This window comes from Eggerthella sp. BIOML-A1 (genome assembly GCF_009875595.1).
In the GTDB taxonomy this organism is placed as follows: Bacteria; Actinomycetota; Coriobacteriia; order Coriobacteriales; family Eggerthellaceae; genus Eggerthella; species Eggerthella lenta.
In genome coordinates, this window is the sequence record NZ_WWRZ01000004.1 from 187,888 (window position 1) to 205,927 (window position 18,040).

Consider the following 18,040-nt stretch of genomic DNA (forward strand, 5'->3'; position numbering starts at 1 on the left):
GGCATGGCCTACTCGCCCTCCGTCGCTTCGGCGGCGCAGGGCGTTGCCACCGTTTGCGCGATTATATCAGATACGCCGGTTCGCGCGATGCGAGCCGTGGTCAGCACGCCGTTCTTCACCGCCAGCGCGCTGGACGAGCCGTGCCCCACCAGAAGCGCGCCCTTCACGCCCAGAAGAGGGGCGCCGCCGTACGTATCGGGGCTCACCTGCGCCATGAGCTGCTTCAAGCCTCCTTTTATGGCCAGAGCGCCCAGCTTCGTGAGCGGTGTGGACATCATGATGCTCTTGAGCGTCTTGAACAGGGTCTTCGACGTGCCCTCGATGGTCTTCAGGCATACGTTGCCCGTGAAGCCGTCGGTGATGATGACGTCGAAGTTCGCAGGAAGGATATCGGAGCCCTCCGCGTTGCCTGCGAAGTTCGACAGCCGCTCCCTCAGCAGGCCGTGCGCTTCTTGCGCGAACTGCGAGCCCTTCGTGTCCTCCTCGCCGATGTTGAGCAGCGCGGCGCGAGGATGCTCGATGCCGATAACCTTCTCCGCGTAGATCGACGCCATCTGGCCGAACTGTACGAGGTACTCGGGTTTGCAGTCGGCGTTCGCCCCGATGTCGCACATGACGACGGGTCGCACGGGCGACGGGATGACCGTGGCCAGCGCAGGGCGGGCGACGCCCTTGATGCGACCCATCACCAACGTGCCTGCGGCCAGGCAGGCACCGGTTGACCCGGCAGAGAAGAAGCCTTGCGCCGCGCCCTCCTTCACGAGGCGGCAGCCCACGACGATGGACGAGTCCTTCTTCTTGCGCACGGCGTTCGCCGGATGCTCCGCCATGGCGATGACCTCGCTGCATGCCTGCGGCGTGCAGCGCTCGTGGGCGGCGGCGAACGGCTCCACCACGTCGGCAGGCCCGCACAGGACGATCTCGAGGGCAGGGTCGGAGGCAAGCGCCTGGGCGACGCCGTCGAGCACCACGCCGGGAGCATCGTCGCCCCCCATGGCATCGACGGCAACAACGACCTTTTCGTCAGACATATCGAAAACCTCACTCTCGCGTATCGGTCAGCGAGAGGCTTTGAGGTACCTGATATTGCGCCAGCGCAGACGCGGCACAGCGCCGACCCCTTCGAGGAAGCATGCTTCGATACGCGAAGAGGAAACGCGCAAGGGCAAGATCAGGTGCATCAAAGCCTCGCAGTGTCGAGCGGTTCCGCCGTTCGCAGAACGGCGGAATGCAAGAAAAGCCTCCCGGCGCATCGCACGCGAAGCGCGATGTGCGAGGAGGCTTGTCAATGCGCGGCGGCAGAACGCGCGCGCATGAACGGTACGCTACTCCGTCTCGATGACTTCGCGGTTCTTGTAGAAGCCGCAGTTCGGGCACACGCGATGCGGAAGCTTGACCTCGCCGCACTGCGGGCACACGGAACGCGAGGGCGCCGCGATCTTGTCGTTGGTGCTGCGACGGGCGTGGGTGCGGGCACGGCCCATTTTGCGCTTAGGTACTGCCATGATTCTCTATCTCCTTCTTTAAGCCGAGCGATCACGATCGCTCGTTCTCGCTTAAGTAAACACGCGAAACGGTATAGTACCAAACGAGAACCCGCGCCGCAAGCCCCGATCACCCGCAAAATCCAATCCGCACCCAGGTTTCACAAAACCGCGCCCTGCTCCACCGGGCCGAACTGCATTTCATAATAGTGGGCGTAGGTGCCGCCGAGGGCCAACAGTTGCTCGTGCGTGCCGCGCTCGGCCACGCGCCCGTCCTCCACCACCGCGATGAGGTCGGCGCCGCGTATGGTGGACAGGCGGTGCGCGATGACGAGCGTCGTGCGCCCGGCGGACAGCTCCTCGAGCGACTTCTGGATGGCCCGCTCGCTCTCGTTGTCCAGCGCGCTCGTGGCCTCGTCGAGGATGAGGATGCGCGGATCCTTCAAGAACACGCGCGCGATAGCGATGCGCTGCTTCTGCCCGCCGGACAGGCGGGCCCCGCGCTCGCCCACGTAGGTGTCGTAGCCGTCGGGCAGCCCGCGCACGAATGCGTCGATGTTGGCGCGCTTCGCCGCCTCCACGATCTCGGCCGTCGTGGCGTCGGGGCGCCCGTAGGCGATGTTGTCGCGGATGGTGCCGCCGAACAGGTACACATCCTGCTGCACGATGCCGATGGCGTCGCGCAGCGACTCCACGGTGACGGCGCGGATATCGATGCCGTCGATCTCCACTGAGCCGCGCTCCGGATCGTAGAAACGGGGCAAGAGCGAGCACGTGGTGGTCTTGCCGCCTCCCGACGGCCCCACGAGCGCCACCGTCGCGCCCGCCGGGATGGCCAGGTCCAGCCCGCGCAGCACCTCGTGGACGCCGTCGTAGCTGAAATGCACGTCGCGGTAGCGCACCTCGCCGGCCACGTGCCCATCCGGGCCGCCGCAGCGGGCGCGCTCGGCGGCGCCCAGGTCCACCGCGTCGGGCGCGTCGGCGATGTCGGGGCGCACGGCCAGCACCTCCATGAAGCGGCGGAACCCGGCGTAGCCCTTCTGGAACGTCTCGACGAAGTTGATGAGCTGCTCGATGGGCGAGATGAAGATGCCGATGTACAGCGCGTAGATGGCCAGGTCCGACACCGCAAGGCCGCCCGTGGCCACGAAGTAGCCGCCGCCCACGATGGTAACCGTGTACAGCACGCCGATGAACAGCGAGTTCACCGCATGAAACGACCCCATGAACCTGTACGAGCTCTCCTTCGTGGCCACGAAGCGAGCGTTCGTGCGGTCGAACTTCTTGATCTCCACCGGCTCGTTGCCGAACGACTTCACCACGCGGATGCCGCCGAGCGAGTCCTGCAGGCGCGCGTTGATGTCGGCCATCTTCTTGCGGTTCTCGGTGAAGATGACGCGCTTCTGGTAGTTGCGCCAGAACGAGTACGCGGCCAGAAGCAGCGTCGCCACCAGCATGATGGCGGTCAGCGGCACGTTGATCAGGAACAGCAGCGCGAACGAGCCCACGATCTTGAGGATGCAGATGAACAGGTTCTCCGGCCCGTGATGGGCCAGCTCCGAGATGTCGAACAGGTCGGTGACCAGCTTGCTCATCATCTCGCCGGTGTTGTTGCGATCGTAATAGGAGAAGCTCAGGCGCTGGTACTGCTTGAACAGGTCCATACGCATGTCGGCCTCCATGCGCGCGCCCATGATGTGGCCCCAGCTGGTGATGAAGTACTGGCAGGCCGTGCGCACGCCGTACAGCACGACGAACAAGAGCGCGATCCACCAAAGCGAGCCGATGATAGCCTCGGGCGAACTTTGGAAGAAGTCCTTCGTGAAGAAGCTCAGGAACTGGGGGAACGCCAAGTCGACGCAGGCCAGCACCGTCGCGCACACGAGATCGAACACGAACAGGAAGGTATAGGGTCTATAATAGCTCGCGAACTTCGCGAGCACCTGACGCGCCGAGACCGGGCTCGCGTCCGGGGCGGTCGAGGACGCGGCGCCTTGCTCCGGCGCCGCGCCGGCGGACGGCTCGGTTTCGCGCGGGCCCGCCTTCTGCTTGAGCTTTTTCAGGGTTTCCATGCCCCACATTGTACCGCTCCTTCGAGCCCCGAGCGCCTCGAATCGGCGCGGGGCCCGGCGCTTCACGGGCTTCGCGTAAACGCGGCGCCGCGGTTGCCGCTCGTTCTCGCGCATCCTCATCGATCCTCCTCGAGCGACGGCTCGTCGCGCCGCGCACGCCGGCGCACGCGCGCGAGCTCGCTTGCCGCGCCGCGGCCGAGAATCCCGCCGGCGCGCCCGTGGCCAGCCCCAGCGAGCAGCCCAGCAGCGCTCCGATGGAGAACATGGGCATGATCTCGCCGCCCTTGAAGCCGAAGCCGAGCACGAGCACGGTGAGCCCCGCCTTCACGGCGAAGTCGGCCGGAGCGGCGCTTCCCGCAAGCGCCCCGCGCAGAAGGCCCATGCCCGTGCCCTGGAACGCCTGCCAGCCGCATGCCAGCACGATACCCGCGAACGCAAGGCCGCCCACGGCCACCAGCGCGAACGGACGAGCCTTTGCCCGGCGGCGCATCGCGCGGCGCAGCGCGCGCAGACAGGCGGCGAACAGCGCGCCGCCCACGGCGCAGCACAGGCCCACCAGCAGGCAGTGCGCGGCGACGGCCCACGAAAGGCCGGGCAGCGCCACCCGCGGGATATGGTCGCCGATGCCGACGGCGCGGGCGATGGCGTAGGCGACGAGGGCGGCTGCCAGCATGGCGGGCGCATGCCGCAGCACCGCGCGGTCGAAGCGCACGAGCTCCAGCACGAACATGCACGACCCCAACGGGGCGAAGAACAGGGCGCTGAACGCCGCGGCCATGCCGATGGCGCCCGGATAGCCGTCGGAAGCGCCGTCGCGGCCGCGCGCGGGCGGCAGCTTGAACGCGCGGCCCAGCACGGAGCCCGTCGACGCGCCCATCTGCAGCGCGCCCGCCTCCATGCCGACCGAGCCGCCGCCCAGCAGCGTAAGGCAGCTGCCGCCCAGTATCCCGACCGTAAGGCTTCCCGGGACGCGACGGCCCGCGCGCAGCTCGTCGACGACGCCTTCGGTGGTCAGGGCCGCGGGCAGGCGCAGCAGACGATACAGCCCCACGGACAGCGCGCCGAGGACCGGCAGCGCCAGCAGCAGCCAGGGAAAACGGGCCGGAAGGCTTTGCGCGAACCCCGTGGACAGAGTGAGCACGATGGACGAGGCGGCGCCCGCTGCGCCCGCAACGAGGACGAACGACGCGCGCCGCGAGAGCCGCCCGAGGGCCGTACGGCCGTCGCGCGAAGGTCCCTCCCGCCGATCGTTGCGTGCATCCACGCGCGCCTCGCCTCCCGTCATGCTCCGAATGCTTGCACATCCGCTCCATGGTACGGAGCCGTCGTGTGGAAGGACGGGCGCGGCGGGAGGAGGTTGCCGCACCGTCGCGCTCCGTTAGCCGCTGCGTTGCCGGCGCGCCGCGGCGGGTCGGGAAGCGCATCTTCGCCCGAAAAACACGCCTCAGCATCTGGAGCGTGTTTTCGGAGCGAAGATGCGTTATCGGGAGCGTCGGACGCAGGCGTCAGCGCACTTCCGCGCGGCGCGTCAGCAGGTAGGCGGCCGTCGCCGACAGCGCGGCGACGACGGCGAACAGCGCGATGGGGTTCGCCAAATCGATCCCGTGGGCCGTGAACCCGAGCGCAGGGAGAAGAGCCGCCCCCGCGGCGTCGGCCGCGCCCGGCACCACCTGGAAGACGGTGGGCACCAGCACGAACGCCAGGAGGCCGAACGCCAGAAGCCCCAGCAAGAACGGAGCCTTCCCCACGCGTCCGTGCAACACCACCAGCGCGTAGGACAGAAACACGATGGCCAGGTTGAACGCGAGCGTCCAAGCGAAGCCGAGAAGCCCCGGCCCGTAGCCCTCGCCGTACAGCGCGACGATCGACTGCTCGCCCCACAGGGGCAGCACCGCCAAAAGCAGCTGGTCGACCAGGGCGAAGACGAGCGCCACCACGCCGAACGACAGCGCGGTGCTCAGATACGCCTGTGCGCGGGTCACGCCGCATTGCAGCGCGAACTTGAAGTCGATGGAATACGATATGCCGCCGCACAGACCCAAGAACACGCACATCCACAGGTACATGCCCTTGAACGGCGTGCCCCCTTCGCCGGCGAACGCGATGATCGCCCACCCGAGCCCGAAGCAGGCCGCGAACACGATGAAGAACACGCTCATCGAGAACAGGATGTCGACCATCTGATAGCGGACGATCGCCTTGAACTTCCTCATCGCGCTTCCTCCTTCTCGGTCAGTTTCACGAACAGCTTCTGCAGGTTGAGCGGCGCGACGTCCAGCCGCTCGTTCAGGCGCGCCGCGTCGGGCTTGCCCTGCACGTACGCCACGCTCAAGCCGCCCAGCTCCTCCACGTCGAGCACCTCCATCCCCGCGCAGTAGGCGGCCACGTCCGCCGTGCGCCCCGACACGCTGTAGCCGCTCGCGCGCAGCTCCTCGGCCGACGAGGCCAGCAGCACCCGCCCGCGGTCGACGATGGTCACCTGCTCCACGAGGTTCGCCACCTCCTCGATGAGGTGCGTGGCGATGATCACCGTGCGCTGCTTCTCCAGGTAATCGTCCAGCAGCAGCTTGTAGAACAGCTCGCGATGATTGGCGTCCAAGCCCAGTACCGGCTCGTCGAGCAGCAGGTAGTCCACGTCCAGCGACAGCCCGACGACCAGCTGGTAGATGGAGCGGTAGCCCGTGGACAGCGCGCCGATCTTCTTGCGCGCGTCCAGGCCGAACGCCTTGGCATGCCGGGCGGCGTCCGTCCGGTCGAACCCCTCGTAGAAGCGCCCCATCTCCTCGAACAGGTTGTCGAGGCGCAGGTTCTCGGGATACATCTTCTTGTCGTTCATGCAGTACAGCTTGGTCAGGGCCCGCGCGTTGTCGGCGGCGGGCTCGCCGTCCACGAGGATGCGGCCGCTCGTGGGAACCAGGCGGTTCGCGATGAGGCCCAGCAGCGTCGACTTCCCCGCCCCGTTGCGTCCGAGCAGCGCGTGGATCTTCCCGTGTTCGAAGGACAGCGACACGTCGTCGAGGGCCTTCGCCTTGCCGAACGACTTCGACACATGGTCGACGCGTATCTCACGCATGGTCGTATCCTTTCTCCACCAGGTCGACGACCTGCTGTTTCGTCAGGCCGAGCTTCTTCGCCTCGGCGACAAGCGCTTGCACGAACCGCTCGTCGAACGCGTTTCGGCGCTTGGCGCGCACGAGCGCGCCGGCTCCCGTCTGCACGTACATGCCCATCCCCCTTCTCTTGTAGATGATGCCCTCGTCCACGAGGATGTTCATGCCTTTGAGGACGGTGTGCGGATTGATGCCCAAAAGCGCGGACAGCTCGTTGGTCGACGGGATGCGGTCTCCCTCGGCGTACGAGCCGGTGAAGATATCCTCCTCGATACCCTCGGCGATCTGGACGAACAAGGGGACGTCGCTTCCCGGGTCGATGTTCATGCGGCGCGCCTCCTCTCTGCTAGTTAGTTACTTAAGTAACTAACTAGCATTCTAGAGAGCGCACGACGGGTTGTCAAGGAGAGAAAAAAGAACGCCCGCCGTGAAGGGCGGGCGTTCGGTCGTGCGAAGCTAGTTCTGCGGCTCGCCGAAGGGAAAGTCCTTGAGCGCGGCGAAGGGGTTCGGCGGCGTATCGTCATCGTCGTCTGCGGCGGGCTCGCAGCCGCAGGGGCCCTCGTTCAGGTTCGCGCCGCACTGGGGGCAGAGGCCCTTGCACTCCTCGTCGCACAACGGGATCAGAGGGAACTCCAGCAGCAGCGCCGCGGTGATGAGCGGTTCCAGGTCGATGACTTTGTCGGCGGGCAGCACGTCGAACTCGTCCTCGTCCATATCCTCGGGCGCAGCCTTCGTCTCGTCGAGCAGAAAATAGCCTTCGATCTCGCCCGTCACCGGGAACGAAACCTCGTCGAGGCAGCGCGCGCAAGCCGTTTTGGCCTCGCCTTCAACCGTGCCGGTGACCAGGAGCGCGTCGCCGGTGTTGGAGATGTCCGCTTGCCAGGCAAGCGGCCCCGCGAAATCGTACAGATCCGGGCCGGCCTTCATAACGGGGATGGCGATCGAGCCTTCAAAATGAGAACTCTCCGCCGGAGCGAAGAGCTCGTGGGGTACCTGGATGCGGAGCGCGTCCATTTAGCGCCCCGAGGCCAAAGAATTGGCGTTCAAGCGATCACGGCAGCGCCGCACGTTGTTGAGCAGCGTATCGAGGCTCTGCTCGACATGGCCGAACACCTCGTCGGCGTAGTCCTCGGCGCCGGCACGGGTCTGGCGCTCCAGCTCGCGGGCGTCGGAGAGCACCTGGTCGGCCTGCTGCTGGGAGATGCGGACGATCTCCTGCTCGCTGGCGATGGTCATGGCCTGGCTGCGTGCATCCTCGATCATGCGGTTGGCCTCGGCCTCGGCATCGTCGAGCAAGCTCTGGCGCTCGCGAACGATCTGACGGGCCTGAGCGAACTCGCTGGGGAACGTGTCGCGGATCTCATCCATGATCTCGAACGCCGCGGCGATGTCGACCTGGCGCATGTTGCCCTTGCCGAAAACCGGCTTAGAGTCCTCAAGCAGAATCGAGAGCTCTTCCAACAGCCCCAAGACTCCTGTTTCGTCCATGATTGTCCTTCCACCCAGGCGTGCTGCGTTTCATCTGCGTTGGCGCGCACGGGTATCCTCGCGTGCATGCGTCGCAATATTCTAGCATGTCTGTTGGGAAAGCCAACCTCCAATGCACAAAGCGCGCACATTTTACCCGGTCGGAACCGCGCCGACGCGAAACCGTGACCTGCTAACGGGCAGTTTCTACGCGTCGCCGAACTTCTTCAGCAACGCCTCGTTCACGCATGCGGGAACGAACTGCGCCACGTCGCCGTGCAGGCTCGCGATCTCGCGCACGATAGACGACGACAGATACATGTACTGCGGCGGCGACATGATGAACAACGTCTCCAGCTCCTGGTTCAGCTGGTAGTTGAGCGCGGTCATTTGAAACTCGTACTCGAAGTCGGTGATTGCGCGCAGGCCCTTGATGACCACGGTGGCGTCGAGCTTCGCCGCAAGGTCGACGAGCAGCTCGTCGAACGGTTCGACGCGGACGTTGGGCAGATGGCTCGTCGCCCGACGTACCAGCTCGGCACGTTCTTCGAGGGAGAACAGGGGCTTCTTCTTCGGCGAGGCCGCCACGGCGACGACGACCTCGTCCACCAGCTGCGCTGCTCGGGTGATGACATCGAGGTGTCCGCTCGTGATAGGATCGAACGTTCCGGGCGTCAGTGCACGTTTCATGTAAGGCTTTCCGTTCCTTCTTGGTTTCAGTCGATCGCATCGTGCAGCGCTGTAGCGCGCAGCACGTCCACGACAGTATCCCCGTACTTCTTGCGCTGCGCAATAGACAAATCGCGCGCTTTTGCCGCTTCCTCCACCTCGTCGTTCGCCGCCGAGGCATGCTCGTACACCACGATGGCATCGTCGGACAGCGCCGCGCGCGTGCGCAACGCGACGACGAGCCCGAGCACCTCGGCGGCGGCGCATGCGTACGGCGGGTCGAGGAACACGAGGTCGAACGGTGGACGCGCGTAGGGCACGTCCTTCAGCACGTCGCCCTTGCGCACGCGCGCGCGGCGCGCGTCGAGCCCGAGCAGCCTCACGTTCGCGTTGAGCGCCCGCAGCGCCTCGCCCCCGCGCTCGCAGAACTGGACGCTGCGCGCCCCGCGGCTGAGCGCCTCCAGGCCGAGCGCGCCCGACCCTGCGAACGCGTCGAGCACCACCGCGTCGTCGAATCCACCGCGCGCGCTGTGCACCGTGCTCATCATGGCCTCGCGCACGCGGTCGGTGGTGGGGCGGGTGCCCTCCCCCTTCGGCGCCTTGAGCGTGCGCCCGCGAAACTCGCCTGCGATGATCCTCATTGCGTATCAGCCTCCTTGCGCCACGTGGTCGTTGGCGTACACGATGCGCACCTCGCGCGCAAGCGCGCGGTGCGCGGGCAGTTCCAGGTTCGGATCCTCTTCCAGGATGGCCGCCGCGTCGGCGTGCGCGGCCTCGATCACCGCGCCGTCGCGCATGACGTTCACCAGCTTGAGGCCCGACGCGCCGTGCTGCCGGTTGCCCAGGATATCGCCCTCGCGGCGCAGCGACAAGTCGTAGCTGGCCAGCTCGAAGCCGTCGTCGGTGTCGACCATCGCGGACAGGCGCGTAAGGGCGGCGTCGGACTTCGAGGCCGACACGAGATGCACCTCGGCGGCTTTCTCGCCGCGGCCGACGCGGCCGCGCAGCTGGTGCAGCTGCGACAATCCGAAGCGGTCGGCGTCTTCAACGATCATGACCGTGGCGTTGGGCACGTCCACGCCCACCTCGATAACCGTCGTGGCCACGAGCACTTGCGTCTCGTTGTCGCGGAAGCGCTGCATGACGGCCTGCTTCTCGGAAGCGGGCATGCGCCCGTGCAAAAGCTCGACCCGATAATCGGCGAACACGGTTCCCTGCAAGTAGGACGCCTCTTTCGCGGCGGCCGCCACGTCGTCGCCCTCCAGGTCGTCGTCGGTCTCGATGCTGATGGCGGCGTACTCGTAGGCCTCCTCGTCCGCCTCGCGCCGCCGTCCGCCGCTTCCGCCGTCCGCCGCCTTCGCGTCGCGCTCGCCGCTATCCTGGCCGATGAGGGGGCACACCACGTACACCTGCTCGCCGCGCGCGAGCGCCGCGCGGGCGGCGTCGTAGGCATGGCCGCGGTCGGCCTTCTGATGCACGAACGTGGCGCGCTGCGCCGCGTCGTGCGGTCGGTGCTTGAGGTAGGACAAGGTCAGGTTGCCGAACAGCGCCAGCGCCAGCGAGCGCGGGATGGGCGTGGCCGTGAGGTACAGCGCGTCGGGCGCATCGCCCTTCGCCAGCAGCTTGGCGCGCTGCTCCACGCCGAAGCGCTGCTGCTCGTCGATGACCACGAGGCTGAGCCGCCTGGGCGCCACATCGTCCTCGAGCAGCGCGTGCGTGCCGATGAGCACGTCCACCGAGCCCTCCGCCACGCGCGCGAGGACGGCCTCGCGTTCGGCCGAGGGCGTGGAGCCGGTCAGCACCGCCCAGGAGATGCCGGCGGCATCGAACAGCGGCCCCAGACTCTTGCCGTGCTGGCGCGCGAGCACCTCGGTGGGAGCCATGAGCAGAGCCTGCGCACCCGTGTCCGCGGCCGCCGCGAGCGCGAAGGCGGCGACGACGGTCTTGCCGGTGCCCACGTCGCCCAGCAGCAGGTGGTTCGCCGTTTGCGGCGCAGCGAGGGCGGCGAGGATGTCGCGCTTGGCCTCCTCCTGCTCGTCGGTAAGCCGGAAGGGCACCGCCTCGGCGAGCGCCGCCATGCGCGGCCCGTCCACCGCGTGGACGACCGGTTCGCACCCGTCCGTGCGCTCGCGCGACTCGCGCATGAGCATCAGCTCGAGCAGCAGCAGCTCCTCGTACACGAGGCGGCGGCGCGCCTCGGCCACTTCGTCCATCGCATGCGGGAAGTGGATGCACGACAGCGCCGCGCCGCGGCTCATCAGGCGGTACTTCGCACGCAGCTCGAGCGGCAGCGGATCATGCAGCCCGCATACGGCCTCCAACGCGTTTCCCACGAGCCGTCGCATCCACGCAGCGGATATCTTCTCGCAAGCGGGATGCACGGGGATGATCATGCCCTCGGCCGCCCCTTCGCCGTCGAGGACTTCCAGATACGGGTTCGTCATGCGCTTGAAGCCGTAGTTGAATTCCAGCTTGCCCGCCACCGCGATGCGCATGCCGGGCTTCACCTGGTCCATGAGCCATGGCTGACGAAAGCACGTCACCATGAGCACGCCCGTGCCGTCCACGAGCGACAGCTCAACGAGCGTGAGGCGCGGCTTGGGCTTCTTGAGCTTGATCTCGTGCACCGCGCCTTCGACGGTGCACTGCTCGCCGATGACCCCAGCGGCCACGGTTGCCTTGCGCGAGAGGTCGATGTAGCGCCGCGGGAAGTGCGTGGCCAGGTCGCGCACCGTGCGGATGCCGAGCCCGTCGAGCGCGCGAGCGCGCGCCGGGCTCACCAAACGAACGCGCCCGACCGATTCGTCGAGCGCGAGCGTTGCTGCAAGTCTGTCGGGCCGGTCGTTATTCAACGGACATGACCACCGGGTACAAGGGCTGGTCGCCGCGGTGGGCGTCGATCTCGAGGTCGTCGTAGGCATCCTCGATGCGCGCGATCAGCGCGTCGAAGGCGTCATCCCCCATATCCTCGCCCGCCAGGATGGTGAGCGTGTCGGCGTCTTCGGCCTCCATCGTGCCGAGCAGCGCCATGACCACGTCCTCGGTCGTGGAGCCCACGGCCTCGATGGCCCCGTCGGCGATGCCGATGACGTCGCCCTCCTTGATGGGGTTGTCGTGCGCGTCCTTGGAATCCTTGATTGCCACGGTCACCTCGCCGGTCTTCACATCGGCGTAGGCCTCGGTCATCGACTCGACGTTCTCTTCGAGGCTGGCGCCCTCGTCGAAACCGAACAGGGCGGCAAACGCCTCGGGCACGCTTCTCGTGGGAACCACGGCGCACGGCGTCTCGGCCAGCTCGCAGGCGCTCTGGGCGGCCATGATGATGTTCTTGTTGTTGGGCAGGATGATGACGGCGTCGGCGTTCACCTGACCCGCCGCATCAAGCAGGTCCTTCGTGGACGGGTTCATGGTCTGCCCGCCGGACACCACCACGTCCACGCCCAGGCTCTTGAGGATCTTCGCGTTGCCCTCGCCCGCGGCCACGGCCACGAATCCGAGCGGCTTGGGCGCCTCCCCCTGCTCGGCGGCCAGCGCGTCGGTGCGCGCGGCGCTCTGCTGCTGCATGTTGTGGATGTGCACCTCGGAGATCTGCGCATCGTGCGTGAGGAACCAGCCCAGCACCTGGTCGGGGCGGTTCGAGTGCACGTGCACCTTGAAGTTGGGGTGCATGCCCACCATGAGGTCGCAGTCGCCCATCGTGGGCAGGAAGTCCTTGGCCGCGTCCACGTCCACCGTGTCGGAATGCACGAGGAACTCGGTGCAGTAGCGGTACGCCGACCCCTCCCAGTCGTTGATCTGCTCGATCTCCACCTTCGGCGCCGTGCCGCGCGCGAACGCCAGCTCGTCCACCATGGGGCCTTCCTTGCCCAGCAGCGCTGAGACGAACGCGTCGAAGAAGATGGCCAGGCCGAAGCCGCCCGCGTCCACCACGCCGTTCTCCTTGAGCACGGGCAGCAGGTCGGGCGTGCGCTGCACGGAGGCGTAGGCCTCCTCCACCACGTAGGCCAGCGCCTCGTCGCAGCCCATCTTCTTCTTACGGGCGTGCTTCGCGGCGGCGGCGCTGTCGCGCAGCACGGTGAGGATGGTGCCCTCGACCGGCTTGCGGACGGCCTGGAACGCCACTTCCTGCGATTTCGCGAACGCCGCGTCGATGCTGTCGGCGTTCAGCTCGTCATGGCCTACGCTGCCCTCGCACAGGCCGCGCAAAATTTGCGAGGTAATGACACCGGAGTTTCCGCGTGCGCCCATGAGCGCGCCGGTCGTGATCGCCTTGCGAATTTCCGCGCCGGCCGCTCCGATGGGCAGGTTGGCCAGGTTCTCGACGACCGTCTCCAGCGTCAGCGACATGTTCGTGCCCGTGTCGCCGTCGGGCACCGGGAACACGTTCAGACGGTTAATCTCGTCCTTGCGCTCGCTCAGGGTCTTGCTCGCGACGGCGATGGCGTTGAGCAGGTCGTTCGCGGTATAGGGTTCTGGCATGCTGATCTATTCTCCTTAAACGTTATGCCGCAGAGCGCCTTCGCCCCTCTCTCCGGGCGGGCAGCGGCTCATCATGGCAGGGAGGACGCGCTACTTGCGCACCTTCACGCCCTGCACGTGCACCTCGACGCCGTCGAGCGGAACGCGAGCGTACTCGCTCAACGCGAACGTCACTTGGTCGACGAGGTTCTGCGACACCGTGTTGATGTTCGTGCCGTACTCGATGACGACGTACAGCTCCACGTGCACGCCGACCTCCGTAGTGGTGACCACCACGCCGCGGCGCAGGCGGGACGCGGGGAGGATCTTCGCGATGCCGTCGGCGGCGTTCGGGGCGGCCATGCCCACGACGCCGTAGCACTCGAGCGCTGCATTGCCGACCATGTCGGCCAGTACGTCATTGGCAACGTGGAGGTTGCCCGCTATCGTATCGTTCATGGCATTCCTTTCACGGCGCGGGGGTGCCGCGCACGACAAAAAACCTGCTAACGCAGTATAGCGCAAGGGCTTGCCGCTGTGCGGCGCGCCTGGTAGCAGGCGAAAGTATACTACACGAAAAATTCTTGTAACCCTTTTCGTTTATGTGCTATAGTGTGAGGGCTTTTTTGTCATCAACGGTTTTTGCCGATGAGTACCCAACGTACATGGAGTGATGAACGATGTCGAAGATTTGTGAAGTTTGCGGTAAGGCGCCGAGCGCAGGACGCAACGTCAGCCACTCGCACCGCGTGACGAACCGCTGGTTCCGTCCGAACATTCAGCGCGTGACCATCAAGGACAAAGAGGGTCACGTCCGCAAGGCCAACGTCTGCACGAAGTGCATGAAGGCCGGCAAGGTCGAGCGCGCATAGCACGTCCGCCGGCCGATGAGGCCGGCCAACAAGCCGACATTGAAAAGCCCGCTCGCGCGGGCTTTTTGTTGTTCTCTCGATGGGCGCGAGCAGAGCCCGCGCCGTATCCCCTACTCCAGGATGAGCAGCCTTCCGCACTGAGGGCACGGAGCCACGTTGCCCTGGCCCTTCATGTCGATGAGGCGGCCGCCCTCGATGGCCATGCGGCACACGCCGCAATTCGAGCCTTGCAAGCGTCCCACGGCCACGCCGCCCGTGCGCGCGGCCGTTTTCTTATAGGCGTCAAGCAGGTCGGCGGGCAACGAGGACGCCAGCATCGCTCGTTCGGCCTCGATGCGCGCGAGCGCGTCTTTGAGCGCGCCGCCTTCCTTCACGAACGCCGCCGTGGCCTCGGCCTCCTGGCGCTCCAAGCTCTCTAACGCCGATGCCACCTGCGCCTGCACGCCTTCGATCTTCGCCAGCTCGTCGCCGACGGCGGTCAGGTCGGCTTCCAGCGTGTTGCGGCGCTTCGCGAAGCCGTTGAGCTCCTTCGTGCGCGCCTCCACGCCGCGGTAGTCGCCGCGCACCGCGTCGATCTCGCTCTGCACCTGACGCTGCTTCTCGGAAAGCGAGCGATCCTCGTCGTCGATACGCGAAAGCTGCGCGTCGGCTTTCGCATGGAGCGCGTCGAGCTGGGCTCGCTTCTGCTCGATCGCCTTCTTCTTCGAGCGCGCTTCCAGGATGACGGCGCGCTGGGGAAGCTCTTCAAGCTTCTTCTTGTCGCGCATGGCTTCCAGGTCGAGATGCTGCATCTTCAGCAGCGTGGCAAGATCGTCGGTGTCTACGTGCATGCGCATCCTTTGTTCGAACGGAGCGCCGCCGCTGCGACGCTCCTTAGCATTATACCCGTACCGTTTCAGGGTACGACCAGTTATCTCCCTGATCGAGCACCGTCACCAGATCACCGGGAATTCCTGCGTTTTCCACCGCAGCAGCCAGCACGGCTGCGAGCGGCAGCTCGCTGGTGTCATGACCGAGATCGACGACGGCCAAGCCCGCCTGGGAGAGCTCGAGCGCATCATGGTACTTGATCTCGCCGCACACGAGGCAGTCCACCTGCGCCCGCAGACACGCGCGGCCCAGATCGCCAGCCGACCCCGTGCAGGTGACCACGCGGTCGAGCTCGCGAGGGAAGTCGCCCCATACGCGCGGCGCCCGGCCGAACACCGAGGTGCAGCGCGCGGCCAGCTGTCCCAGCGTGAGCCCGTCGTCCTCGCCGAGGGTGCACAGCTGACCGTAGCCCTTCTCGCGCGACCCGGGAATGGGATCGAGCACCTGCTGAAACGTCAGGCTCAGCATGCCGGGCAGCACGCGTTGCGCCCGCACGCTCACGTCGAGCGCCGTATGGTACGACAGGATGGATACGCCGCGCTCGACCGCGCGCCACACGCCCGCGCCCGGATTGGCCGCCACCGAGGAGGCCGGCATGAAGGAGACGGGCGGCGCGAGGAACGCCGGATGATGAGTGACCAGCACGTTCGCACCCATGTTCGCAGCCGCCTCAATAGCTTCGACCGTCGGGTCGAGCGCGACGGCCACACCCGTGATCAGGCGCGCCGGATCGCCCACCGACATGCCGGTGCGATCCCACGGCTCGGCGTCGGCAGCCGGGAACTCGGCCAACAGCGCGCGCTCGAGCGCGCCGGTGGTGACCGCCGTGACAGGCTTGGAAAGCAACCCCGACGCACGGCGCGCCAAACCTTCCCGACCCTTGGAATCCTTCTGGTTCTTCTTCGCTGCAACCATGGCGCGGCTCCTTCGCTCGTGTTCGAACTAGACTTTCGATCCCACGTTACTCGATAGCGATGGCCCGACGGTCGCCGTCGGCTGTCGGGACCGTTACCGTTCTATAACCCGCCTCGTACATAAGGCGATAGGCTTTCTCGATGTCGCGCGCGACGTTGGCGGGCACATGCGCGTCGGTGCCTACCGTGCAGGGAACGCCGGCGCGGCAGAACGCGGCCAGCAGCGCCGGCGCGGGGAACATCTCCTTGCAGGCGTAGTAGGATCCCGACGTGTTCACCTCCACCATGCGCCCCGCCGCGGCGCAAGCCTCGGCAGCCTGCTCGTACAGCGGCTGCGGGTCGAAGCTGGGATAGAAGCCGAACTTCTTCGCCAGGTCGGGATGCGACATCACGTGGAAGGGCGCGTCGGAGGACACGGCCTCGCACCATACCTCGAAGTAGCGCCGCCAGATGGGGTCGGCGCCCACCTCGTCCCAGCGGCCGCGCTGGGCGGGGTCGTCGAAAGGCCAGCGGTCGACGAGATGCACCGAGCCCAAGATCAGCTGGAACGGCGCGACGTCCTCCGCCGTGATGACGCGGTCCTCGTCGTCTCCCAGCCAGTCCATCTCGCAGCCGACCAGCACCTCGATCTCGGGATGCGCCTCGCGCGCGGCCTCGACGGCGGCCAGGTACTCCCCCATCCGCTCGGCCGGCATCGACAGGTAGCGGTCGGGGTCGAACGTCGCGGTCATCGGATAGTGCTCGGTGACCGCGATGGTGGAGACGCCCGCCGCGACGGCGGCGGACACGAGCTCTTCCACCGTGCCCTCACCGTGGTTGGTGAAGCAGGTGTGGGTGTGCGTGGTGATCAATTCCATAGGCTCAGCGCTCCTCGACGCTCATCGACGCGATCAAGCTCGCGCGTCCTCGATCCTCAGTTCCAGTTCAGGCTCTTCTCCATGGCGACCGCGAAGGCTTCGACATCGGCTTCGTCGGTGTAGCGCCCCATCGAGATGCGCAGGGCGCCGTGCGCGCGGTCGGCGTCGATGCCGAGGGAACGCAGCACGTGGCTGGGTTCCAGCGAGTGCGACGAGCAGGCAGACCCGCCCGACACGCCGAAGCCCTGCATGTCGAAGCGAAGGATGAGCGTTTCGCTTTCCAAACCGTCCACCAGCACATGCACGATGTTCGGAAGGAAATCCTCGCTGCCCGGCGCAGCGTCCACGGTGGCCTCCACCGCGTCGATGGCGCCCAGCCGCTCGTACAGCCTGTCGCGCAGAACCCGCAGGCGAGCCGCCTCCGCCTCCTGCATCGCGGTCGCCGCATGCACGGCTGCCGCGAACCCGACGATGCCGGCCACGTTCTGCGTGCCGCTGCGCCGGCCTCCTTCCTGGCCGCCGCCGATAGCGTAGGCATGAAACGGCGTGCGGGCGCGCAGGTACAGCGCGCCGACGCCTTTGGGGCCGCCCACCTTGTGAGCCGAGAAGGACGCGGCGTCCACGTCGAGCTCCTGCAGGTTCACGCGAGCTTTCCCCAGCGCCTGCACGGCATCGGTGTGGAACAGCGCGGCATGATCGTGCGCGACACGGGCGAGATCGGCGATGGGCTGGATGCTGCCGACTTCGCTGTTGGCGGCCTGCACCGACACGAGCACCGTATCGGCGTCGAGCGCCGCCTCCAACGCGCGCTCCTCGATGAAGCCCTGACGGTTCGGGGCGAGCCGCGTGACGCGGAAACCCTGCGATTCCAGACGCTTCGCGGGCGCCAGCACAGCGTCGTGCTCGACCGCGGTGACCACGACGTGCGGGACGAAATCCCCTGCTCCGCGCCGACGGCGCTCGTCCGCGGCGGCCTGCGCGATGCCCAGCAGAGCCGCGTCGTCGGCCTCGGTGGCGCCGCTGGTGAACACGATCTCGTCGGGACGACGCGCGCCGAGGTCGCGCGCGATGGATCGGCGCGCTTCCTCGAGCGCGGCGAACGCGGCACGGCCGGGCCCGTGGAGCGAATTCGCGTTGCCGCCGACCGCGAGGTTCGCGCGGCCGGGCACCTGATAAGGAGCCATGGCCTCGGCAGCCTCCTCGCACAAGGGCGCCGTCGCGGCGTAGTCGAGGTACACGTAGTCGTTCGGCACGGACGCCATTGCGC

General features: G+C 66.9%; 19 protein-coding genes. 1 reads left to right on the top strand and 18 read right to left on the bottom strand.

The genetic code is table 11. The annotated features are described in order from the left end of the window. Window positions 1–8 precede the first annotated feature (8 nt). From plsX to GT590_RS06135, 14 genes are all read right to left on the bottom strand, one after another. The gene (gene plsX / locus GT590_RS06070) at window positions 9–1,031 is read right to left on the bottom strand and encodes a phosphate acyltransferase PlsX (protein ID WP_114526180.1); all 1,023 of its coding nucleotides are present in this window, start codon (window positions 1,029–1,031) and stop codon (window positions 9–11) included. A gap of 294 nt (window positions 1,032–1,325) precedes the next feature. Beyond that, a complete protein-coding gene (gene rpmF, locus GT590_RS06075) occupies window positions 1,326–1,505 on the bottom strand; it encodes a 50S ribosomal protein L32 (RefSeq protein WP_009304505.1) in 180 nt (59 codons plus the stop codon). 140 nt (window positions 1,506–1,645) lie between these two features. Then, complete coding sequence (locus tag GT590_RS06080; RefSeq protein WP_368854013.1) at window positions 1,646–3,427, bottom strand: ABC transporter ATP-binding protein; 1,782 nt, start codon at window positions 3,425–3,427, stop codon at window positions 1,646–1,648. Beyond that, window positions 3,399–4,841: a chloride channel protein gene (locus GT590_RS06085; protein WP_368854012.1), complete on the bottom strand. Its 1,443-nt coding sequence runs from the start codon at window positions 4,839–4,841 to the stop codon at window positions 3,399–3,401. Before GT590_RS06085 ends, GT590_RS06080 begins: the two co-directional genes overlap by 29 nt. Before the next feature lie 220 nt (window positions 4,842–5,061). Next, window positions 5,062–5,769, bottom strand: coding sequence for a hypothetical protein (locus GT590_RS06090; RefSeq protein ID WP_114519657.1), 708 nt, complete (start codon window positions 5,767–5,769; stop codon window positions 5,062–5,064). Next, the gene (locus GT590_RS06095; RefSeq protein ID WP_114519656.1) at window positions 5,766–6,629 is read right to left on the bottom strand and encodes an ABC transporter ATP-binding protein; all 864 of its coding nucleotides are present in this window, start codon (window positions 6,627–6,629) and stop codon (window positions 5,766–5,768) included. The genes GT590_RS06090 and GT590_RS06095 overlap by 4 nt, the downstream gene beginning before the upstream one ends. Then, window positions 6,622–6,993 carry a GntR family transcriptional regulator gene (locus tag GT590_RS06100; protein WP_114519655.1) on the bottom strand — a complete coding sequence of 124 codons (372 nt, stop codon included), beginning with the start codon at window positions 6,991–6,993 and terminating at the stop codon, window positions 6,622–6,624. Before GT590_RS06100 ends, GT590_RS06095 begins: the two co-directional genes overlap by 8 nt. Before the next feature lie 129 nt (window positions 6,994–7,122). Further along, window positions 7,123–7,680 (bottom strand): DUF177 domain-containing protein, encoded by a 558-nt coding sequence (locus GT590_RS06105; RefSeq protein WP_114519654.1) that lies wholly within the window; start codon window positions 7,678–7,680, stop codon window positions 7,123–7,125. Further along, on the bottom strand, window positions 7,681–8,154 hold the full coding sequence (locus tag GT590_RS06110) for a hypothetical protein (RefSeq protein ID WP_009304513.1): 474 nt from the start codon (window positions 8,152–8,154) through the stop codon (window positions 7,681–7,683). Window positions 8,155–8,340: 186 nt separating this feature from the next. Next, entirely contained in the window at window positions 8,341–8,823 is a 483-nt protein-coding gene (coaD, locus tag GT590_RS06115) for a pantetheine-phosphate adenylyltransferase (protein ID WP_009304514.1), read from the bottom strand. A gap of 26 nt (window positions 8,824–8,849) precedes the next feature. Next, on the bottom strand, window positions 8,850–9,443 hold the full coding sequence (gene rsmD / locus GT590_RS06120) for a 16S rRNA (guanine(966)-N(2))-methyltransferase RsmD (protein WP_009608378.1): 594 nt from the start codon (window positions 9,441–9,443) through the stop codon (window positions 8,850–8,852). A 6-nt stretch (window positions 9,444–9,449) separates the two neighbouring features. Beyond that, on the bottom strand, window positions 9,450–11,654 hold the full coding sequence (locus GT590_RS06125; RefSeq protein WP_009304517.1) for an ATP-dependent DNA helicase RecG: 2,205 nt from the start codon (window positions 11,652–11,654) through the stop codon (window positions 9,450–9,452). Then, window positions 11,647–13,281 carry a DAK2 domain-containing protein gene (locus tag GT590_RS06130; RefSeq protein WP_009304518.1) on the bottom strand — a complete coding sequence of 545 codons (1,635 nt, stop codon included), beginning with the start codon at window positions 13,279–13,281 and terminating at the stop codon, window positions 11,647–11,649. The genes GT590_RS06125 and GT590_RS06130 overlap by 8 nt, the downstream gene beginning before the upstream one ends. Before the next feature lie 90 nt (window positions 13,282–13,371). Next, complete coding sequence (locus tag GT590_RS06135; protein WP_009304519.1) at window positions 13,372–13,719, bottom strand: Asp23/Gls24 family envelope stress response protein; 348 nt, start codon at window positions 13,717–13,719, stop codon at window positions 13,372–13,374. A 221-nt stretch (window positions 13,720–13,940) separates the two neighbouring features. Here GT590_RS06135 and rpmB point away from each other — a divergent pair, with 221 nt between their 5' ends. Beyond that, on the top strand, window positions 13,941–14,132 hold the full coding sequence (gene rpmB, locus GT590_RS06140) for a 50S ribosomal protein L28 (RefSeq protein ID WP_009304520.1): 192 nt from the start codon (window positions 13,941–13,943) through the stop codon (window positions 14,130–14,132). Between the two features lie 110 nt (window positions 14,133–14,242). Here rpmB and GT590_RS06145 read toward each other — a convergent pair whose 3' ends face one another. The 4 genes from GT590_RS06145 to GT590_RS06160 are packed head-to-tail and all read right to left on the bottom strand — an operon-like array spanning window position 14,243 to window position 18,035. Beyond that, entirely contained in the window at window positions 14,243–14,962 is a 720-nt protein-coding gene (locus tag GT590_RS06145) for a zinc ribbon domain-containing protein (RefSeq protein ID WP_009608302.1), read from the bottom strand. Between the two features lie 49 nt (window positions 14,963–15,011). Next, window positions 15,012–15,917 carry a Nif3-like dinuclear metal center hexameric protein gene (locus tag GT590_RS06150; RefSeq protein WP_114519652.1) on the bottom strand — a complete coding sequence of 302 codons (906 nt, stop codon included), beginning with the start codon at window positions 15,915–15,917 and terminating at the stop codon, window positions 15,012–15,014. A gap of 46 nt (window positions 15,918–15,963) precedes the next feature. After that, window positions 15,964–16,773 (bottom strand): histidinol-phosphatase HisJ family protein, encoded by an 810-nt coding sequence (locus GT590_RS06155; protein ID WP_114519651.1) that lies wholly within the window; start codon window positions 16,771–16,773, stop codon window positions 15,964–15,966. 56 nt (window positions 16,774–16,829) lie between these two features. Continuing rightward, complete coding sequence (locus GT590_RS06160; protein ID WP_114519650.1) at window positions 16,830–18,035, bottom strand: cysteine desulfurase family protein; 1,206 nt, start codon at window positions 18,033–18,035, stop codon at window positions 16,830–16,832. Between the last annotated feature and the right edge of the window lie 5 nt (window positions 18,036–18,040).